This window comes from Halobaculum sp. MBLA0143, assembly GCF_041361465.1.
In the GTDB taxonomy this organism is placed as follows: Archaea; Halobacteriota; Halobacteria; order Halobacteriales; family Haloferacaceae; genus JAHENP01.
In genome coordinates this window covers 2,385,413-2,403,043 of sequence record NZ_JBGKAC010000001.1, presented here as the reverse complement: position 1 = coordinate 2,403,043, position 17,631 = coordinate 2,385,413, and the positions used below count along the sequence as shown (strand labels likewise).

Sequence of the window (17,631 nt, the reverse complement as noted above, 5' to 3'; positions counted from 1 at the left end):
ACCGTGTCGCTCGTCGTGATCGGACGGTTCCGTGCACTTATCCGAACGACCGTCACAGTGGGTGGTATGGCGAAACAGCCACACCTCCTGTTGGAGCCGGGTGACGTCAACGACACCGTGTTGATCCCCGGCAACCCGGACCGCGTCGACCGGATCGCGGACCACTGTGACGAGTCGACGGTCGTCGCCGAGAATCGAGAGTACCGGACGGTGAACGCGACCGTCGACGGGACGGACCTGACGATCACCTCCACGGGAATCGGCTGCCCGTCCGCGGCGATCGCGGTAGAGGAGCTGGCGGAGGTCGGCGCCGAGCGCGTCCTCCGGGTCGGCACCTGTGGCGCGCTCCAGGCGGACATCGAGATCGGCGACATGGTCGTCGCCACCGGCGCCGCCAAAGAGGAGGGGACCAGCGCACGCTACGAGTCGGCGACCTACCCGGCCGTCCCGGACTACGACACGCTGTCCGGACTCGTCGCGGCCGCCGACGACGACCCCGGGACCGTCCACGTCGGCCCCATCGTCTCCGACGACGCCTTCTACAACGAGACGGACGAGTACGTCGCCGACTGGGAGGCGGCCGGGCTGTTGGCGATCGAGATGGAGGCGGCGGCCGTGTTCTCGCTGGCCCGCCGGCGCGGGCTCGACGCCGGCGCTATCTGCACCGTCGACGGGAACCTCGTCGCCGGCAACCAGAAGGGTGCCGACTCCGACGAAGAGCTCCCGGCGAAGGCCCGCGACAACGTCTCGCGTGCCATCGACATCGCCTTAGACGCCGTGACGCGGCTGTCGTAGGCGGATGACGGCACGCGATCGGCTGTCACGGGCCGTGCGCGTGCTCCGGGACGCGCTCCGGCGTGGTCTCACCCGACTCCGTGCCGACAGTGCCGCCTTGCGCTACCGGCTCCGCCGGACGGAACGCCGCCAGATCGCCGGACTGCGCCGGTGGCTGGAACACACCGACAACCTGTTGCGCGTGTCTGCGCTGTTGTTCGTCCCGTTGTTGGTCGCGGTCGTCACCGCGCTGGCGAACGTGCTCCCCGGGTTCTCGTTCCTGTTGTTCCCGCCGTTGGCGGCCGGCACGTACAGTCTGTTCGCCGACCCGGAAGCCGAGAGCGCCGACCCCGTCCGGTTCGTCGTCGGCGTCACCGGCGGCGCCGCCTGCGGCTGGCTCGCTCTACGCGGCGAGACCGTCCTCCTGGGCGTGGGGTCGGCGGCGGTCACCCCCGCCAGTGCCGCCGTCTCCATCCTCCTCGTCGGCGTGACGACGTGGGCGCTGGACGTGGACGTGCCGACGTCGTTCTCGGCGGCGTTGCTCGTCCTCGCGGCGCCCACCCCTGGAGGGTACGTCCTGTTCACGCTGGCGGCGAGCACGCTCGTCGCCGCCGTGTTCGCCGTCTGGCGCGAGACCGTCTACGAGAGCCGAGCGAACTTCCTCTACGGGACCGTCCGGGCGGACGACCACGTTCTCGTCCCGTTGCGGGGCTCGAACCCGACGACCACCGCGTTGTTCGGCGCCCGGCTGGCCGAGGCACACGAGGCCGGGAAGGTGGTCCTGTTGGACGTGGTCGCGGACGAGCAGGTGGCGGCCGTCGAGCGCCGGCTACTGACGCCGACGACCGTCGGCACGGCCGACGACCGCGAGGTAGTCGACCGGCTGGCGGAGGCCGACCCGTCTGTGCGCGAGACCGCGACCGCGGCCGTCGACCGGATCGAGACCGTCGCCGAGCGCGTTCGGACGGAGGCCGGCGTCCCGGTGGAGGTGGTCGTCGCCGCCGGCGACCCCACGTCCGTCGTCGGTGAGGCCGCAGACGCCGCCAACTGTGACCTGATCGCCACCGCCTACGAGACGGAGTACGGCACCGCCTCCCCGTTCGTCCGGGCCGTGTTCCGGACGGAGACGGACGCCGTCACGCTCCGGTCGGTCGCGCCCCGCGAGGAGTGGCGCGACGTGCTTGTCCTCGTCGCCCGGCCGGGCGACACCGCCCACGCGATGGTGGACTTCGCCGCCCGACTCGCCGGCCCCGCCGGCACCGTCTCGGTCGCGAGCTGTGTGGCCAGCGAGGCCGGCCGCCGGCGCGCGGAAGACAAGCTCTCGAAGCTAGTCGACACCGTCACGCGCCCGGTGGAGACCCGCGTCGCTGTCGCCGACGTGTTGGCGTTTCTCGACCGGAACGCCGACGGCTACGACCTGGTCGTGATGGGCGCCTCCCGCGACCGGTCTGCCGCCTCACGACTGCTGTCGCCGCCGACGTTCGAGCGCGTGGAAGACATCTCCTGTGACGTGGCCGTCGTCGATCGGGGTCGGCTGTAACTACACCGGACTCCGGTTCACTCTAGGAGGAGAACAGACGGGACGGTGTCGGGAGCCTGAAGACGACACAACGTGTGGCCAATTCCGGCAAGCCCACGGAACAACGAGGGGCGACCGCCGGGAACGTGGGCGGTCTCGGCGAGACGGAACCGACCACGCTGGCGCCACTGGGCCAGTGCGGTCGATGTGAGTCGTCGCGCCCGGTCGAGCGGCGCCGTCCGGGCGTGGCTCGCGGCCGTCAACACGGCAACGTCCCCGAACGTTCCGTGACACAGTGTGTCGTTGTCGTAGTCGGTCGTGCCGACGGCGGCGACGCCTCGCCGGCCGCGGTCGACAACCCGGTTCGGCAGCGTCTCGACGAGGTCCGCGGCCGCGACCCGGGCGAGCGCGTGGCCCGGTCGCCCCCAACACCATCCCTCTCCGACGCCGTGACGACTGTGGCTCGGACCGGAAGCCCACTGTACTGTCTCGTCGTCGAACCGGCTCGCCTCAAACAGCAGTGCGTCTGCGGCCGCCTCGGCGTACCTCCGGTCGCCGGTCGCGGCGGCCAGCCGGGCGAGGGCGTACCCGACGCCAGCGCTCCCGTGGGCGAACCCCGCCGCCGCGACCCCGTCCGTCTCCCACGCCAGCCCGTCGGCTCGTTCTGTTGCCGTCTCCAGAAGGTGGTCGCCAGCGACCCGAGCCAGCGCCACGGCACGATCATCCTCTTGTCGGGTGTAGTGTGCTGTCAGCGCGAGGATCAGCCCGGCGTTGCCGTACACCACACCGTGGCGATCGTCGGCACGTATAAACCGCTCAGTGGTGACATCGATGATTTCGCTCGCCCGGTCGGCGTACCGCTCGTCGCCTGTCTCCTCGGCGAGGCGCGTGAACCCGTATACAAGCGCACCGATGCCGTTCGTCCCGCCGGTGTGTCTTGTTTCGATCTCGCTCACGTCACACGAGAGCCACGGCGAGACCGCACGCCGCGCGAGTGCTCCCGGATTGCCGTCGTCTCTCTCCATCTCACCGACACGCGCACGGACCGCGAGGTACAGTGCGATTCCGAGTTGCCCGCCGTACAACGACCGGCCCCCGGCGACCGTCAGCGATCCCTCGTGCCTGGTGTCGAGCGAGACCCACCCGACGGCGTCCGTCCCGTGGTTGACGGCGGCGGCTCGGAGTCGGTCGTCGATCCACGCGAGCGCCCGTCTTCGTCGCGACACGCTCGTCATTCCTCCCCACCGTCGGACGGTCCGCGCCGTGCGGCCAACGACGCAGTGATGTAGCCCGACTGCTGCCGGCGATCAGCCGGCGACAACGACTCGAGCCTATCGCGGACGATGCACTCGTGTGATCGTTCGAAGAACCCCGCCAGGAGCGTCTCTCCGCGGAAGGTGAGATCCCGGCCGTCGATTCCGAACCGCGGGACGTCACCGTCCCGGAGCGCGGTTCGCTCGGCGTCGAGAATCGGCTCGATAGACTGCTGTGTCTCCTCGTCGAAAATCTGTAGCTCTGGGACGAGCCGTTCGAGCTTCAACCCAGCCTCGACACCGCTGCGTCCACACTGGGGGGTCCGGAGCTGGCGCAGCGCGGCCAAGTAGCCGCTCGTGTTGCGGAACAGATATCGGGACTCGACGGCGTCTAGTGGCGACGATAGCACCTGCGTGACCCGATCCGGATCGAGCCGCGACAGGGTGTCGTACGCTGCCCGGAATCCGTCGGCGACAGCATCTGCGTACCCTTCCGGCCGTACCGGTTCGCCGTTCTCGTGTGGGTAGCTCCCGGTGGAGCGATAGCGCCCTGGGGTCAGTTCGAACGACATTCGGTCGGTGTTGACGTGGCGCCAGTCGGGGGTCAGCTGACGACTCTCCATCTCTCCGACGGCAGTTAACCCGGAGATGTCGTCACCGGCGGTCTCTGGAACCCGACTCTCGATGTCCGTCTCGAACGGGAGCAGTGTGGTCCGGAACACGGACTCCTCGACTGCGGACTTGACCACACGCTGGTCCGCCCGTCCGTTCGGGAGCAGCCGGGGAACCCGTGACCGCGTGAGCAGCGTCTCGGTGTCCACTGGGATCGGGACATCCCCGGCGGCGAGCAGGTTCTCGAAGTGGAGATCAGACCCGTTGAATACGTAGTAGACACAGAGGACGGCTCCGACACGCTCGTAGTACGTGGCCGGGTCGCGACCGTCCAGCGCGGCCGTCCTGACGGCTGCGACCCAGCCGTAGCCGTCCCTCGGTAGTACGATCGGCGCTGTGAGTTCGACGGGGCAGTCACCCTCGAGCAGGTCGACGATCTCCGCGTACAGGCGGTCGGGACCGACCGGACGCGGCTTGTAGTAGAGATGTCCGTTGTCGAACCGGAGTTCCGTGACCGTCTGTCCCCCGTCGTGGACATCCCCACGTCCCGGGATGGCGGCCTCCAGCGTGTCGAAGGTCGCGTCGAACCGGTCGCGCAACGCCGACCAGTCCCCGCGGAGCCGTTCGATCAGCGTCGCCGTCGCCGTTCGCCACCGGTCGGCGGTGACAGCGAGCCGGCGTGCGGCGAACGGGTACCGAGCACAGAAGTCGGTGAACCCTCCGTCGTGGAGCGACGCGACGAACGCCTCGTATGCCGTCGTCGAGTCGTCCGCCGACTGCTCGCCGTCCCGGAACAGCCGGAACTCGACGTGCAACGGCTGTGCGACAGTCTCGGACAGACGGTGACACAGCCAGCGTGCCGCCGGCTCCAAGGCCCCGTCGGCGACCCGATCCGTGGGGAGCCAAGACGCGAGTTCCGCCTGTGCGAGCTCAACGACTGGGACGAGAAAGTTGGCGAACGGGATCTCTCCCCAGCCGTCCGGGATAGTCTCGCGTGGGTCGACTGACACCAGGGTCTCGGCCAGCCAGCAGAGATGAGTGAACCACTCCGGCGGCTCAGTCAGCCGCTCGTCAGGCGGGTCTGCTGCTGACTCGGCGGTGGCGCGCGCGTCGACCGTCTCCGGGTCGAGACCGGCGACCCGCGACCGCCGTGTCAGGTCGCCGAACTCGCTCTCTCGGTACAGCGCCGCGAACCGCTCGCCGGCTGTCGCACCGTCACTGTCCGGCGGCTCGACCGCCTCGGACGCCTCAGTCACCGGGACTGCGTCGTGGAGAAGTCGACTCCCTGCGAGAATCCGTCGTCGCTGGCTCCGCGTGAACACTTCCATCGAAGTCGGTGGCGTTTGACGGTCGCTCAGAAGGAATTCGGTCCGCTACACCCACCGGATGTCGTGTCGTCAGCCGGCAGTGTCGTCCCCTCGTCCGGGTCGACGTAGTCGTAATTGTACTGTGCCTCGACGGCGCTTCGGTCGAGTTCGGACATTGCAACGAGCCATAATGCCGCATACTGGTTAAGCCTTACTCTTCAATCCTATACTTCTGAGTATTGTAGAATAATATCGAACTCTATCAAAACACTTTAAAGTAAGAAGGAACCTGAATGAGGCGTGAACACGACCGTCGAGAGTACCGACTACTACGACAAACAGTTGCCGTACAGCGTTCGCTCGTCGTCGGTTGCGTCGACGACGGCAGTGTACGTCCGGTCGCCGGTCCCAGGAGGAGAGAGCCACGATATTTTCATTATCGACTCTGACGGGGAGTGGCGTCGGCTGACCCGTATCGGGCAGAGCCGTCACCCACGGTGGCGACCGGGGCGGCAGCAGTTGGGCATCTGCTCCTGTCGTCCGCCAGACCCGGCTGTCACCGGTCACCCGGAGACGGCCGACCAGGCGACGGAGACGACGGACCTGTGGCTCTACGACCTCGCCGGCGGCGACGCGCGCCAGCTGTCGACGTGCCCGAACCGAGTCGAGGGATTCGACTGGAGTCCAGATGGGAGCCGGGCCGTTCTCGCCGTCAGACGGCCGGTCGACGAGGGGAGAAGCAACGACGACCGCCTTCCACCTGCCCGGCGCCCGCGAGTCTCTCGTCCGGACGACGAGGAGACAGCGTCGTTCGAGCGGTCGTTGGTCGTGGTAAACGAGATGGGTGACCACCAGCACGTCGAGGGGACGTGGAGTCGTTCGACATACGGCCGCCAGTGGCTCCACCGGATGAAGCCGGCGTGGGGACCGAACGGGCGGATCGCGTTCGTCGCCAACCAGGGGGGTAGTCCGGCTGGGTTCGACGTGTTCAGCGTCGAACCAGACGGCTCCAACCGACGCAATCACACCGACTCGGAGCACGCCTGTACCGACCCGGAGTGGTCGCCGGACGGCGACCGGATTGCATTCGTGCAGTACGACCAACGCGAGTTGGCGACCCCACACGAGGCGTGTGTCGTCAGTTCCAAAGACGACCAGGTGCGGTCACTGTCGGCGGGTCTTGACCGTTGTATCCACTACGTCGACTGGCTGGACTCCGACACAGTCGTCGGATGCGTCCTCGATGCGGGAAGCGGCGTGTTGTACGCGCTCGAAATCGACGGCGACTGCTCCCCGCTGTACGAGCCGGCGTGGCCAGAGTCGGTCAAGTGGTCCGGGAGACACCGCCCGTTCGATGTCGACCGAGCGGCTGGCCGGATCGAGACGGCGACGATCCACCCGACGGCGAGTCGTGTCGTCCGACTTCACCTCGACTCACAGCGCCAGGCCGTCGCGTCGCGGACCACTCGCCACACGCTGAACGCGACGATCCACCCGGAGGGTGAGATCGACACCAGACAGCTCCGGACGGAGACGGACGACGGCACCACAGTCGAGGGATTCTACTGCGTCCCACCAGGCTTCGACGATGCCCCGGCAGCCAGCGTCCCCTCTGTGGTCGACGTTCACCGGGAGATGGACTCCGTCGACGCTCCCCGCTTCCGGTTCCGGCACCAGTTTCTGCTCGACCGAGGGTACGCCGTCCTGAAGCTGAACTTCCGGGGTAGTCGCTCGTACGGCGCCGACTTCTGCGCCGCCGGTCGAGAGAAGTATCTCGACGCCGCCGTCGCCGACCTCACCGCCGGCGTTGGGGCAAGTGCTCGACGCACCGCCACTGGACCCCGAGAACGTGTTCGGCTGTGGGATGTTCTACGGCGCCGACTGCGTCGTCGGGCTACTGGCCGAGACGGATCTCCTCGCCGGCGCTATCGCCAAACACGGGACCTACGACTACACGAGCGCCGTCTCCGGAGATGACGACTGGCGGCGCCCAGTGATCGCGCCTTGGGTGGAGCCAGTGCCGTCACGGCGAAAGTCGCCGCTGTGGGACGCCGACCGGATCGACGCGCCGCTGCTCCTGTTCGCTGGCGGTGCGGACGACGCTCACCCGGCCGAACAGTCACGGCGGCTGTACACCCACCTCGCGCGTCAGGGAGCCGATGTGACGCTGTACACTTACCCAGAGCTCGGCGGCTCCGTCTACACGCCTCCAGAGACGGTTCTCGACAGGCTCGAACGCACTGAACAGTGGCTGACTACCCGTCGGACGGAGGGAACGGATGAGTGAGAGCGGCCTCGGGTCGCTCCACCCCGTGTCGCGCCGCGCGGTGGCGAAGTACGGGGTGTTCCGTGCGTTCGCGGACGCCGGGTTTGCCACCCCGTTCTACGTCGTGTTCATGGTGTCCAACACCGTCACCTACACCGACATCGCTGTCGGGACGAGCGTGATGGCAGTCACTACGATCCTGTTGGAACTCCCGTCGGGGTACTTTGCCGACGTGTTCGGGCGCCGCCGGACGATGTTCTTGAGCCAGGTCGGGCTGGGGCTCGGGACAGTCGGTTACGTCGTCTCCGACGGCACCGTCGACATCGTGTTAACGTACCTCGCCTTCGGTATTGGGGCGGCACTCAGGTCCGGTGCCGGGACGGCGTGGTTCTACGACAAACTCGCAGAGCACGACGATCAAGAGCAGTTTGCCGCCGTGATGGGACAAATCGGGTCGTACGTCAAGTACGTCACGACGGCGACGATGATCGGCGGCGGACTGCTGTACCTAATCGAGCCGGTGTACGCCGTCGCCATCGGAGCGGCGACATCGCTGATCGCCGCGCCGGTCGTGTTGAGTCTCCCGACGAACGAGGCGACGGACGACGACGGCGACGCCGTCGACCCGCGAGCAGCGCTCACGGCGACCCGGACGTTTCTCACAAACCCCACGATTCGGGCGGTCCTGTTGTTGTCCGTTCTCTCGGGCGGTGCCATCTACACTGCGAGCAAGTACATCCAGCCGACGACGTTCGACGCCATCCCGGAGGCGGGCTACTCACTGTCGGGTGTGGTTGTCCCGAGTGCGATGCTCGTGGCCGGCACGTACGCCGTGTTCACACTTGGCTCCGGAGTGATGCTGGACTTCGCGGAGCGCGTCCAGTCGCGGCTCGGACTGGGCCGAACTGTCGCCGCCGCGTACGGCGGCGGCGCGGCGTGTATGATTCTCCCGGTTCTCGCTCCGGTGACGACTGTCCCGGCCGTCGTGGCGATGATGTCACTGCCGAAGCTCGCACAACCGGGGGTCCGACAGTACCTCAACGACCGAATGACGTCGGATACACGGGCGACGATCAACAGCGCGGAATCGTTCCTCGGGGCGTTGCTGCGAATTCCAGTGATGCTCGCGAGTGGCGCCGCCGCCGACGTGGTGTCGCCGCGAGTGGCGATGGCCGGAGTCGGGGCGTCGTTCCTCGCCGTCGCTACGGTCGTCGTCTTCGCCGACCGGCCGGTGATCGTCGGCGCGTCCGCCTCCGAGTGAACGCTGCTCGCATCACACCAACAGCCGCATCCGGTCGTCGTACAGCCCGCCGTTCTCCCCGTTCTTGACGCAGACGCCGACGAACAACGCCTCGCCGGCGACGACCGGCGACCCCCAGCCGCCGGCGTTGCCGCCGGGAATCGGCTCCGCCCACCGCTTCGTCCCGTCGGCGACCGCGACGGCCGTCAGCCGGTTGCCGCCGACGTACACCGTCTCGCCGTCCGTCGCCAGCTCGCTCCCACGGGTCGGGGGAAGTTCTACCGTCCACTGTCGTCCACCCGTCGTCGTGTCGAACGCGACGAGTCGACGGCCCGCCAGGACGACCAACTGCTCGTCGACGAGCACCGGCGTCGCCCAGATCTCTCCGTCGACCTGTGTCTCCCAGGCGACTTCGTCGGCGACCGCCGCGACCACCCCGCTTCGTGTCGTCACGTACACCGTACCGTCCTTGTCGACGACGGGCCGTGCCCGGAACTCACCGGGGAACGTCACCCCCCGACGCCGCGTGCCGTCGTCGACCGACAGCTGCCGTAGCTCCGCCGTCGCCGTCTCCCCGTCGAACTGTGTCACCGGCGCGTAGACGACCCTGTTGGCGACCGCGGGCGCACCGAACACGCCAGTCCGGTCGCCGGAGACCGTGTGCTCCCAGACGGTCGTGCCGTCCGTCGGCGACAGCGCGTGGAGTCGCCCGGTCTCTCTCGTCGACGACGGGACGTACAGCCGGTCGCCGACCGGCTTCGCCGACCCGGTCACGGGGAGGTCCCTCGCCCACCGGCGTCCGCCGTCCGCCGTCACCGCCAGCAGCCGACCGTCGCCGCCGCCCCGGATCGCCCCCGTCGTGCTCCGGGTGGCGAGGTACGTCGTCGTCACCCCGTCGGCCGCGGCGACCGCCGGCGCCGTGAAGTTCGGCGAGTACTCCAGGCTCACCGTCCAGTCCGGGTAGCCGTCGCGCGGATCGAACCCGTAGCCGGTCTCGCCGGAGCCGAGGTACAGCCGGCCGTCGTAGAACGCGCCCGCCGACATCGTCTTGTAGCCGGTCACGTCGGACCCCCAGCCGTCCGTCGGCGTCGCCGTCGGCCCGTTCGCGGCCGGGTTGTGCCCCGTGTTCCGGGCGTCGTACCCCGCCATCGGCCACGCCTCCGGCTCGCCCAAGTCGAGCTCGTCGGCCGGTGTCGCCGTCCGGGTCTCCGTCCGAGTCGCCGTCCCGGCCGCCGACGCCGGCTCACCGTCCGTGTCGCCGCTGCCGGCCGCACACCCCGCCAGCGCCGTCGCGCCACAGGCCGCCAGGAACGCGCGTCTGTCGACCGGCCGTGGCTCGCTGTCGTCCGTCACACTCGGTGGCTGGAGCGGAGTCGGGGTAAGGGTTTTGTTGCGTGTGAACGTGTGACGCCACGGCGACCGTTCCAGTCTCTGCCACTCTACGGTCGGATTCAGGAGGCGCCGTGGCCGACGGTCCGACGTGGACGAGCCCACCTACGTCGTCAACGTCGACGTCGCGGTCGTGCGAGACGGGGAGTACCTCCTGATCGAGCGAGGGGAAGACGAAGATCACGGCGCCGGACTGTTGGCCTTCCCCGGCGGGAAGCTGGAGGCCGACCCGGGTGACAGCGGGATGTTGCGTGCGACCGAACAATAGAAACTCATGATCGACTCGCAACCGACACCACATCTTCAATCGATGTTTGTTCCAGAATTTGCGTCCGGAACCCATTGTCAACAGATCAATCGGGTTCGTTGTCGCTAGCTCGGTGACGTAGTCAGTTGACTCGGCGACATCATGCGCATCGAGACAAATACGCCGGTCATCCGATGGAATCTCTGAAAGACCATCGTCAATATCTGAATAGTCGCTCTTTCGAGTCCAAACCTCTACCTGTTCCATCAGCGACTGGTGATTTTCGTTTGCGACCTGCTCGATGTCACGCGCGAGGTTACGAAGCCGGTTGATCAATTCGTTAATCTGGATGAAATTAGGGATCTGGTCACTGTAGAAGGAGTGGAGTGTTGTTCCAGCTTCGTTATATCTAGAAATCAAATTCTGGCGGATTTGAGAAGTGTCCATCGAATCCAGTTGTCCTTCGAACTCTGAGTCTTGAAGGCGAGCAATATGACTGAAGACTCCATCCGCGATCTCCTCGGCAAGACTCGGTTCTCGATTCAGGTACTCTGAAACCACGCTGTCGGAGACGAACAGCTCAAAATCACGACTGTTGAGGTACTCCCGACAACGGTGGTGGTGCGAGTCGTCACGAAAACAGAATCCGAGTACGACTCCCGTGTCTAGAAACGACGCCTCCGGCATCTATTCTTGATGCGAGATATTTTTGATCTTCTCGTTCACCGCTTGTGAGTATGCATCCGAAACGCTGTCAAGCTCCGTGCTTCGAGAACGTCGTTTGAGAAGTTTTGAGCGCATACTCCCGAGGGTCTTCGTAAATTCCTCTCGCTCCTTCTTAGCGTCTCTTTTCCAGTCTGATAGTCTCTCTCCAGATATATTTTGACTGTATACAAATCTAAGTACTGTTTTACTCAATACAGAAATAAAGGCGTCAAGAAACTCGGCAATACGACTGTACTCCATAGACTGGTCAATCATAAGTCGGACAGTATCGTCCCACCTGAAGTAGACTGACTTCACTTCGCCGTAACGGTCTTCATCACCTGGATATACCGCCATCATCTCATCAAGTTGCCGCTTGAGATACTCCTCATTTGATTCCCCACCAACCTCGTACTTTGCAAGCCGGTCCTGTTTACCTAGGTCTATCGTGTTCAGAAGCCACCGGAGTTCGCTATACTGGTGGATGAACTCGTTTTCAGCATACTCCTCGTACTGATGTTGCTTGATCTGCTCAACACTTTCCCGCCCAAAGTTTCGCACTGTCCAGTTGACCGCTTCAGGAATCACCTCCTGGCCGGCCTCTGAGAGATCAAAGCTTTCGAATGACAAGTCCTTAGGAATGTACTGCTGTCCGTCCCAGCCAATAGCATGCGGCGCGTTGTAGAATCGCCCCGAAAACTCGTGCTCGTTGGCTAATTCCCCGTACATGTACCAGTAGCGAGGAAGCCCAACCTCGTATCCCTGAGATTCGATGAGGCGTCTGTCAGCGATACAACAGAGCTTCAGAAACTTAGAGCGAGAAATCTGATCGTCGCTTTGGTTTTTAAGACGGGTCAGCAGTAGCCACCCCAAGAACTCTGGCTCACCGAACTCCAATTCCTCTTGGGGCATTGCTCTCCTGAATATCTGGTTGATACGGTCTTAACGTTTGCCTCTCACTACAGTCGATAGGACCGCTGCTGTGAGATATCTAGAACAAACCTCGGGTCAGCGAGGATATCCTAGTCCGAACCGAACATCTGCCGCATCATCGGGTGCATCTCCATCATCTGTTCTTCGGCGATTTCCTCGTACAGCTTGTAGGTGATAGACACTGTCAGCAGGAGCCCGGTCCCGGAGACGTTGCCCAGCGTCGGGAGCATGTTCGCCAGGACGGCCAGCAGGCCGACGAGCGCGCCGCCGATGACGGTCACCTGCGGGATGTACCGCTCCATCACCTTCTCGATCACCTGGGGGTTCTGCCGGAACCCGGGGATCTGCATCCCGGAGTTCTGGATCTGTTTCGCGGTCGACTCCGGCCCCATGTCGGTCGTCTCCACCCAGAAGACGGCGAAGATGGCGGAGCCGCCGATGGTGATCGTGAGGTCGACGGCGACCCGGGCGATGATGTCGATCGGGTCGCCCGGCGGCGCGTACACGAACCACATCCACTGCTGTGGGCCGCGGATCGGCCGGAGGTAGTACAACAGCCCGTCTACCGCTTGGCCGTTGGAGTACACCGCGAACCAGGCCGGCAGCGAACCCAGCTGGGAGCTGAGGATCTGCCCGAAGAACTGGATGTTGGCCGTCAGCGCCCGGACGAGAATTATCGGCAGGACGCTGGCGTAGATCAGCTTCACCGGGAACCGCCCACGAGCCCCCTTCACGCGGGCGTGGCTCAGTGGGATCTCCACGCGGACGGACTCCGCGTACACGACCGTGACGAAGATCAGGACGGTGGTGAACAACGCGATCAGCTTCCCGGGTTCGAGCAGGATCCCGCCCAGCCCGTTGACGGCGACACTCCCCGTGGCGATGCCGACCCAGTTGGGGAAGAAGCCGTTCGTGAGGCCCAGCGACTCCGTGCCGAACAGCCCGCCGAGGATACGCTGGCTGATGTTGGCGATGATGAACAGCCCGACCCCGGAGCCGACGCCCCACTTCGAGATGACCTCGTCCATGAACAGGATGAGGATACCCCCGACGGCGATCTGTGCGAACAACAACGCCTGCACCCCGGTGGTGCCGATTCCCAGCGACGCGGCAGCCTGCTGGCTCGGGGGCAGGAACCCGCCGGCGAACACCATCGGCAGCCCCGTGAGGAAGATCATCACGACCACGAGGAGCTTCTGGAGCCCCTGGTACAACACCTGGTCGCGGGGGTCGTCGGTGTCGAGCCCGAGGAGGTTCGCGCCGCCCAGCAGCTGGAGAACGATGGACGCCGTGACGATCGGACCGATCCCGAGCTGTAGGATCGATCCGGACGTGCCGGCCAGGATCGACCGGAACTGTCCGAAGGCGTCACTCCCCCCCGTCCCGAGCCCGAACAGGGTCACGTTCGCCAGGAAGAAGTACATCACGAGAATCCCCGCAGTCCACCCCAGCTTCCGTTTGAACGGGACGTGGCCCTCCGGCTGGGTGACCGTGGGCATCCGCGTGAGTAGTGGTTCGGCCGTTTCCTTCCAACTCATGGCTGGCTAATACGCGTCACCGCTTGTAGAGCCTTCGCTTCTCTCTCCGCGGGAGCGTCTCCCCCCGTCTAAACTACGCAGGATACCAGAGAAAATTCGGCGACGTACGGACGACGCGACACAGAGTATAAGTACCCCTGGAGCATTCCCCGTGTGTATGAGTGACAGTCAAGATCGGAACGTGGACAGACGAACGTATCTCGCAGCCGCCGGCACGGCCGCCGCGACGGCGCTCGCGGGCTGTGCGGGTGACACCGGCGAGGCGGGAACGACCGAGACGGAGACCAGTGGCGGCGGCGGTGAGGACACGCCGACGGCCACCGAGACCGAGGAGATGGAGACACAGGCGTCCGAACTGGACGTGACTGTCACGATGGGTCAGATGGACTCCGGGCTGGACCCACAGGACCACGCGGAGACGAACACGGAGATCATCGTCGGGCAGGCGTACGACGGCCTGATGGACCGGAACAAGACCGGCGGGATCATCGAGGCGCTGGCGACCGACTGGGAACGCGTGGAGCCGGGAGTCGCTCGCTTCACCCTCCGCGAGGACGTGACGTTCCACAACGGGGACGCGCTCACGGCCGAAGACGTAGCCTTCTCCATCCGCCGAATCGTGTTCAACGACGTCGGGATCGCCAGTCCGCAGAACAACGACCTGGGTGTCCTGAAGCCGCGAGACGCCGACGGCCCCCCGCCGGTCGAGGCGGGCGACGGCGAGGTGACGGTTCGGTTCGACGGGCTCAACCCCATCGTGTTCCAGCTGTTCGCCACCAACGGCCCGATCGTCCAGCAGTCCTGGGTCGAGGAGAACGGTCAAGACTACATCAACCGCAACGCCAACGGCACCGGTCCGTTCCAGTTGACGAACTACGACTCCGGCAACGAGGTGTCGTTCGAACGCAACCCGGACTACTGGGGCGAGGAGCCGGCGGTGACGGAGACGACGCTCAACGCCTCCAGCGAGTCGAGTACGCGGGTCAACAGACTGCTGGCCGAGGAGTCGGAGATCGTCACGAACGTGCCGCCACAGGAGGTGTCGCGGGTGGAGAGCTCCGACGTGGCCGGGATCAGCCCCGTCCCGTCCACCCGGATCATCTTCCTCCAGATGCGGTACGACGTGGAGCCGTTCTCGAACCAGACGTTCCGGCAGGCGCTCAACTACGCCGTCGACGTCGAGAGCATCGTGGAGAACGTCCTCAACGGGTTCGGGAGCGTCACCGCTCAGCCGACGCTGGAACAGTTCACCGGGTACAATCCGGAGCTGGACCCGTACCCACACGACCCCGAACGGGCAGAGCAGTTGATCGAGGAGTCCGGCTACGCCGGCGCGGAGATCACGCTGGAGACCCCGATCGGACGGTACCTGAAGGACGTGGAGGTGGCACAGGCGGCGGTGAACAACATGGACTCGCTGTCGAACCTCTCGTGTGAACTGCGTCAACGGGAGTTCTCCTCGCTCGTCCAGGACATCACCACCGGGAACATCGAGGACAAGCCCAACTTCAACCTCCTGGGGTGGGGGAACGGGGAGTTCGACGCCAGCCAGACGATCATCCCGCTCCTGACGACGAACGGAGCGCTGACGATCCTGAAGAACGACGAGATCGACTCGCTGATGGACGAGGCGCAAAACGAGCCGGACCCGGAGGCCCGCGAGGAGGTCCTCCAGGAGGCGAACTCCCGGCTCCACGAGCTGGCGCCGTGGGTGTTCCTCCACCAGCAGTTCAGCGTCTACGGCGTCGCCAGCGACGTCGCGTGGGAGCCACGGGCAGACGAGTTCATCGACGTGGACACGGTTAGCCGGCAGTGACCAACGCGGAGGCGACTCACTGATGTCACAGGGACGGTTTATCGCCAAACGGACGCTCCAAGGAGTCGGCGTCGTCTGGGGGGTAGTCACTGTCGTGTTCGCCCTGCGGTTCATCACCCCCGGGAGCGCGATCAACGCCGTCGCGCCGTTGGACGCCAACCAGGAGACTCGTCGCGCCATCGCCCGCGAACTGGGCCTGAATCAGCCGTTGTACGCTCAGTACGGGGAGTACCTGTTCGAACTCGTCCAGGGTGACATGGGCTTCTCGTACGTGCGAGGCCAGGAGGTGACGAGACTCGTCTTCTCGAAGGTGCCGGCGACGGTGGAGCTGGCGGTCACGGCGACGCTCGTCGCCATCCTACTGTCGATCCCGTTGGGAGTCGTCTCGGCGACCCGCCGGAACCAGCCCGTCGACTGGCTGGCGACGCTGTTCTCGCTCGCGGGCATCTCTACCCCGAACTTCTGGCTGGGGATCATGATGATCCTCGTGTTGGCGGTGCAGTTGGGGATCTTCCAGACCAGTGGCCGCGCGGTCGCGGCGGTGGAGGTGTTGGCGGCCGTCGTCGGGCCGGCGTCGTTCTTCGAGACGCTGCGGCTGTGGCTCGCCCACATCACGCTGCCGGCGATCGCGCTGGGGACGTACTTCACAGCGTTGGTCACCCGACTCACGCGCTCGGGGATGCTGGACGAACTCGGGAAACCGTACGTTCGGGCGGCCCGAGCGAAGGGACTGCCGGAGACGCTGGTTCGGTACAAACACGCGCTACGGAACACTCTGATCCCGGTGATCACCGTGCTGGGGCTCCAGCTCGGCACGCTGATCGGTGGAGCGGTCATCACTGAGGCCGTCTTCTCGTGGCCGGGGCTGGGGACACTCGTGATCCGGAGCATCAGTCTCCGCGACTGGCCGGTGTTACAGGGGAGTCTGATCGTGATCGGCACCAGCTTCGTCCTGGTGAACATCCTCGTCGACGTGGTGTACTCCTCGCTCGACCCACGGGTGGTGAACGACTGATGGTGTCCGACCGCGTCCGCCGGAACCTCGCCTCGGAGTTCCGCGACAGCGTGCTCGCCAAGCTGGGCGTAGCGCTCGTCTTACTCGTGGTCCTGGTGGCGATCTTCGCGCCGTTCGTCGCGCCCCACAACCCGACGGCACAGGACCTGGACAACGCACAGCTCCCGCCGCTGGGCTTCTCACAGACGGAAGAACAGACACGGTCCGAGGTGGTCGACGGGGAAGTGCAGACAGTGACGGAGACCGTCACCATCGAGGCCGAGGCGGCCCACCCTCTCGGGACGGACGGACTCGGCCGAGACATGCTGTCGCGGGTGGTGTACGGCGCCCGCACGTCACTGATCGTCGGCGTGCTCGGCACCGTGTTCGCCGCGCTCGTGGGGGTTCCGGTGGGACTGATCGCGGGCTACTACCGCGGCCGGATCGACGACGGACTGATGCGGTTCGCGGACGTGAGCCTGGCGTTCCCCTCGCTCGTGCTCGCCATCGCCCTGATCGGGCTATGGGGGCGCGCGAGCCTCTCTGTCCCCGATCCGTTCGTCGTCTTCGGGCTGGTCTCCGGGATGCCGGAGACGTTCGTACTGCCCGGCACGGTGATCGTCGTCGTCGGGCTCGTCAACTGGGTGTGGTTCGCCCGGATCGCCCGCGGGGAGGCGTTGTCGCTGCGCGACCAGGAGTACGTCAAGGCCGCCCGGGCGTTGGGTGCCGACGACAGCCGGATCATCGCCGGCCACGTCCTGCCGAACGCGATCACCCCGATCATCGTCCTCGGGACGGTCCAGGTGGCGGCGATCATACTGTTGGAGTCGTCGCTGTCGTTCCTGGGTTTCTCCGGGACGACGCTGTCGTGGGGGTTCGACATCTCCCAGGGCCGCGACTACATCTCCTCGGGCCAGTGGTGGATCGCCGGCATGCCCGGGCTCGCAATCATGGTGTCCGTGATCGGGATCAACCTGATCGGCGACTGGCTACGGGACGCCCTCGACCCCGGAATCGAGGGCGAGGGGGGGGCCTAGC

Annotated in this window: 15 protein-coding genes; 9 read left to right on the top strand and 6 right to left on the bottom strand. The window is 65.7% G+C overall.

All coding sequences use genetic code 11. The features are described from left to right. Window positions 1-66: 66 nt before the first annotated feature. Together RYH79_RS12460 and RYH79_RS12455 are read left to right on the top strand one after the other, a co-directional pair. Window positions 67-795 (top strand): guanosine phosphorylase, encoded by a 729-nt coding sequence (locus tag RYH79_RS12460; RefSeq protein ID WP_370899599.1) that lies wholly within the window; start codon window positions 67-69, stop codon window positions 793-795. Window positions 796-799: 4 nt separating this feature from the next. Further along, entirely contained in the window at window positions 800-2,314 is a 1,515-nt protein-coding gene (locus tag RYH79_RS12455; RefSeq protein WP_370899597.1) for an HPP family protein, read from the top strand. Window positions 2,315-2,331: 17 nt separating this feature from the next. On the opposite strand, the gene RYH79_RS12450 is transcribed toward RYH79_RS12455, so the two are convergent. The 3 genes from RYH79_RS12450 to RYH79_RS12440 form a co-directional block, all read right to left on the bottom strand. Beyond that, entirely contained in the window at window positions 2,332-3,519 is a 1,188-nt protein-coding gene (locus tag RYH79_RS12450; RefSeq protein ID WP_370899595.1) for a lanthionine synthetase LanC family protein, read from the bottom strand. 5 nt (window positions 3,520-3,524) lie between these two features. After that, window positions 3,525-5,414, bottom strand: a complete 1,890-nt coding sequence (lanM, locus tag RYH79_RS12445; RefSeq protein WP_370899593.1) for a type 2 lanthipeptide synthetase LanM — start codon at window positions 5,412-5,414, stop codon at window positions 3,525-3,527. Window positions 5,415-5,512: 98 nt separating this feature from the next. Beyond that, entirely contained in the window at window positions 5,513-5,641 is a 129-nt protein-coding gene (locus tag RYH79_RS12440) for a hypothetical protein (RefSeq protein WP_370899591.1), read from the bottom strand. A 124-nt stretch (window positions 5,642-5,765) separates the two neighbouring features. On the opposite strand from RYH79_RS12440, the gene RYH79_RS12435 reads away from it, so the two are divergent. Genes RYH79_RS12435 through RYH79_RS12425 form a run of 3 tightly spaced genes read left to right on the top strand, consistent with a single transcriptional unit; the run spans window position 5,766 to window position 8,992 of the window. Beyond that, window positions 5,766-7,442 (top strand): S9 family peptidase, encoded by a 1,677-nt coding sequence (locus tag RYH79_RS12435; protein WP_370899589.1) that lies wholly within the window; start codon window positions 5,766-5,768, stop codon window positions 7,440-7,442. Beyond that, entirely contained in the window at window positions 7,330-7,752 is a 423-nt protein-coding gene (locus RYH79_RS12430) for an alpha/beta hydrolase family protein (protein WP_370899587.1), read from the top strand. Before RYH79_RS12435 ends, RYH79_RS12430 begins: the two co-directional genes overlap by 113 nt. Then, complete coding sequence (locus RYH79_RS12425; protein WP_370899585.1) at window positions 7,745-8,992, top strand: MFS transporter; 1,248 nt, start codon at window positions 7,745-7,747, stop codon at window positions 8,990-8,992. The genes RYH79_RS12430 and RYH79_RS12425 overlap by 8 nt, the downstream gene beginning before the upstream one ends. A gap of 12 nt (window positions 8,993-9,004) precedes the next feature. Here RYH79_RS12425 and RYH79_RS12420 read toward each other — a convergent pair whose 3' ends face one another. Then, window positions 9,005-10,324, bottom strand: coding sequence for an outer membrane protein assembly factor BamB family protein (locus RYH79_RS12420; RefSeq protein WP_370899583.1), 1,320 nt, complete (start codon window positions 10,322-10,324; stop codon window positions 9,005-9,007). Between the two features lie 127 nt (window positions 10,325-10,451). Here RYH79_RS12420 and RYH79_RS12415 point away from each other — a divergent pair, with 127 nt between their 5' ends. Continuing rightward, window positions 10,452-10,628 carry an NUDIX hydrolase gene (locus tag RYH79_RS12415; RefSeq protein ID WP_370899581.1) on the top strand — a complete coding sequence of 59 codons (177 nt, stop codon included), beginning with the start codon at window positions 10,452-10,454 and terminating at the stop codon, window positions 10,626-10,628. Between the two features lie 666 nt (window positions 10,629-11,294). On the opposite strand, the gene RYH79_RS12410 is transcribed toward RYH79_RS12415, so the two are convergent. Both RYH79_RS12410 and secY read right to left on the bottom strand, forming a co-directional pair. Beyond that, window positions 11,295-12,224, bottom strand: coding sequence for a hypothetical protein (locus RYH79_RS12410; RefSeq protein ID WP_370899579.1), 930 nt, complete (start codon window positions 12,222-12,224; stop codon window positions 11,295-11,297). A gap of 110 nt (window positions 12,225-12,334) precedes the next feature. Beyond that, window positions 12,335-13,783 carry a preprotein translocase subunit SecY gene (gene secY, locus RYH79_RS12405; RefSeq protein ID WP_370899577.1) on the bottom strand — a complete coding sequence of 483 codons (1,449 nt, stop codon included), beginning with the start codon at window positions 13,781-13,783 and terminating at the stop codon, window positions 12,335-12,337. Window positions 13,784-13,940: 157 nt separating this feature from the next. Here secY and RYH79_RS12400 point away from each other — a divergent pair, with 157 nt between their 5' ends. The 3 genes from RYH79_RS12400 to RYH79_RS12390 are packed head-to-tail and all read left to right on the top strand — an operon-like array spanning window position 13,941 to window position 17,630. Next, on the top strand, window positions 13,941-15,599 hold the full coding sequence (locus tag RYH79_RS12400) for an ABC transporter substrate-binding protein (protein ID WP_370899575.1): 1,659 nt from the start codon (window positions 13,941-13,943) through the stop codon (window positions 15,597-15,599). A 22-nt stretch (window positions 15,600-15,621) separates the two neighbouring features. After that, window positions 15,622-16,614, top strand: a complete 993-nt coding sequence (locus tag RYH79_RS12395) for an ABC transporter permease (protein ID WP_370899573.1) — start codon at window positions 15,622-15,624, stop codon at window positions 16,612-16,614. Then, window positions 16,614-17,630 carry an ABC transporter permease gene (locus RYH79_RS12390; RefSeq protein WP_370899571.1) on the top strand — a complete coding sequence of 339 codons (1,017 nt, stop codon included), beginning with the start codon at window positions 16,614-16,616 and terminating at the stop codon, window positions 17,628-17,630. The genes RYH79_RS12395 and RYH79_RS12390 overlap by 1 nt, the downstream gene beginning before the upstream one ends. The last annotated feature ends 1 nt before the right edge of the window (window position 17,631 follow it).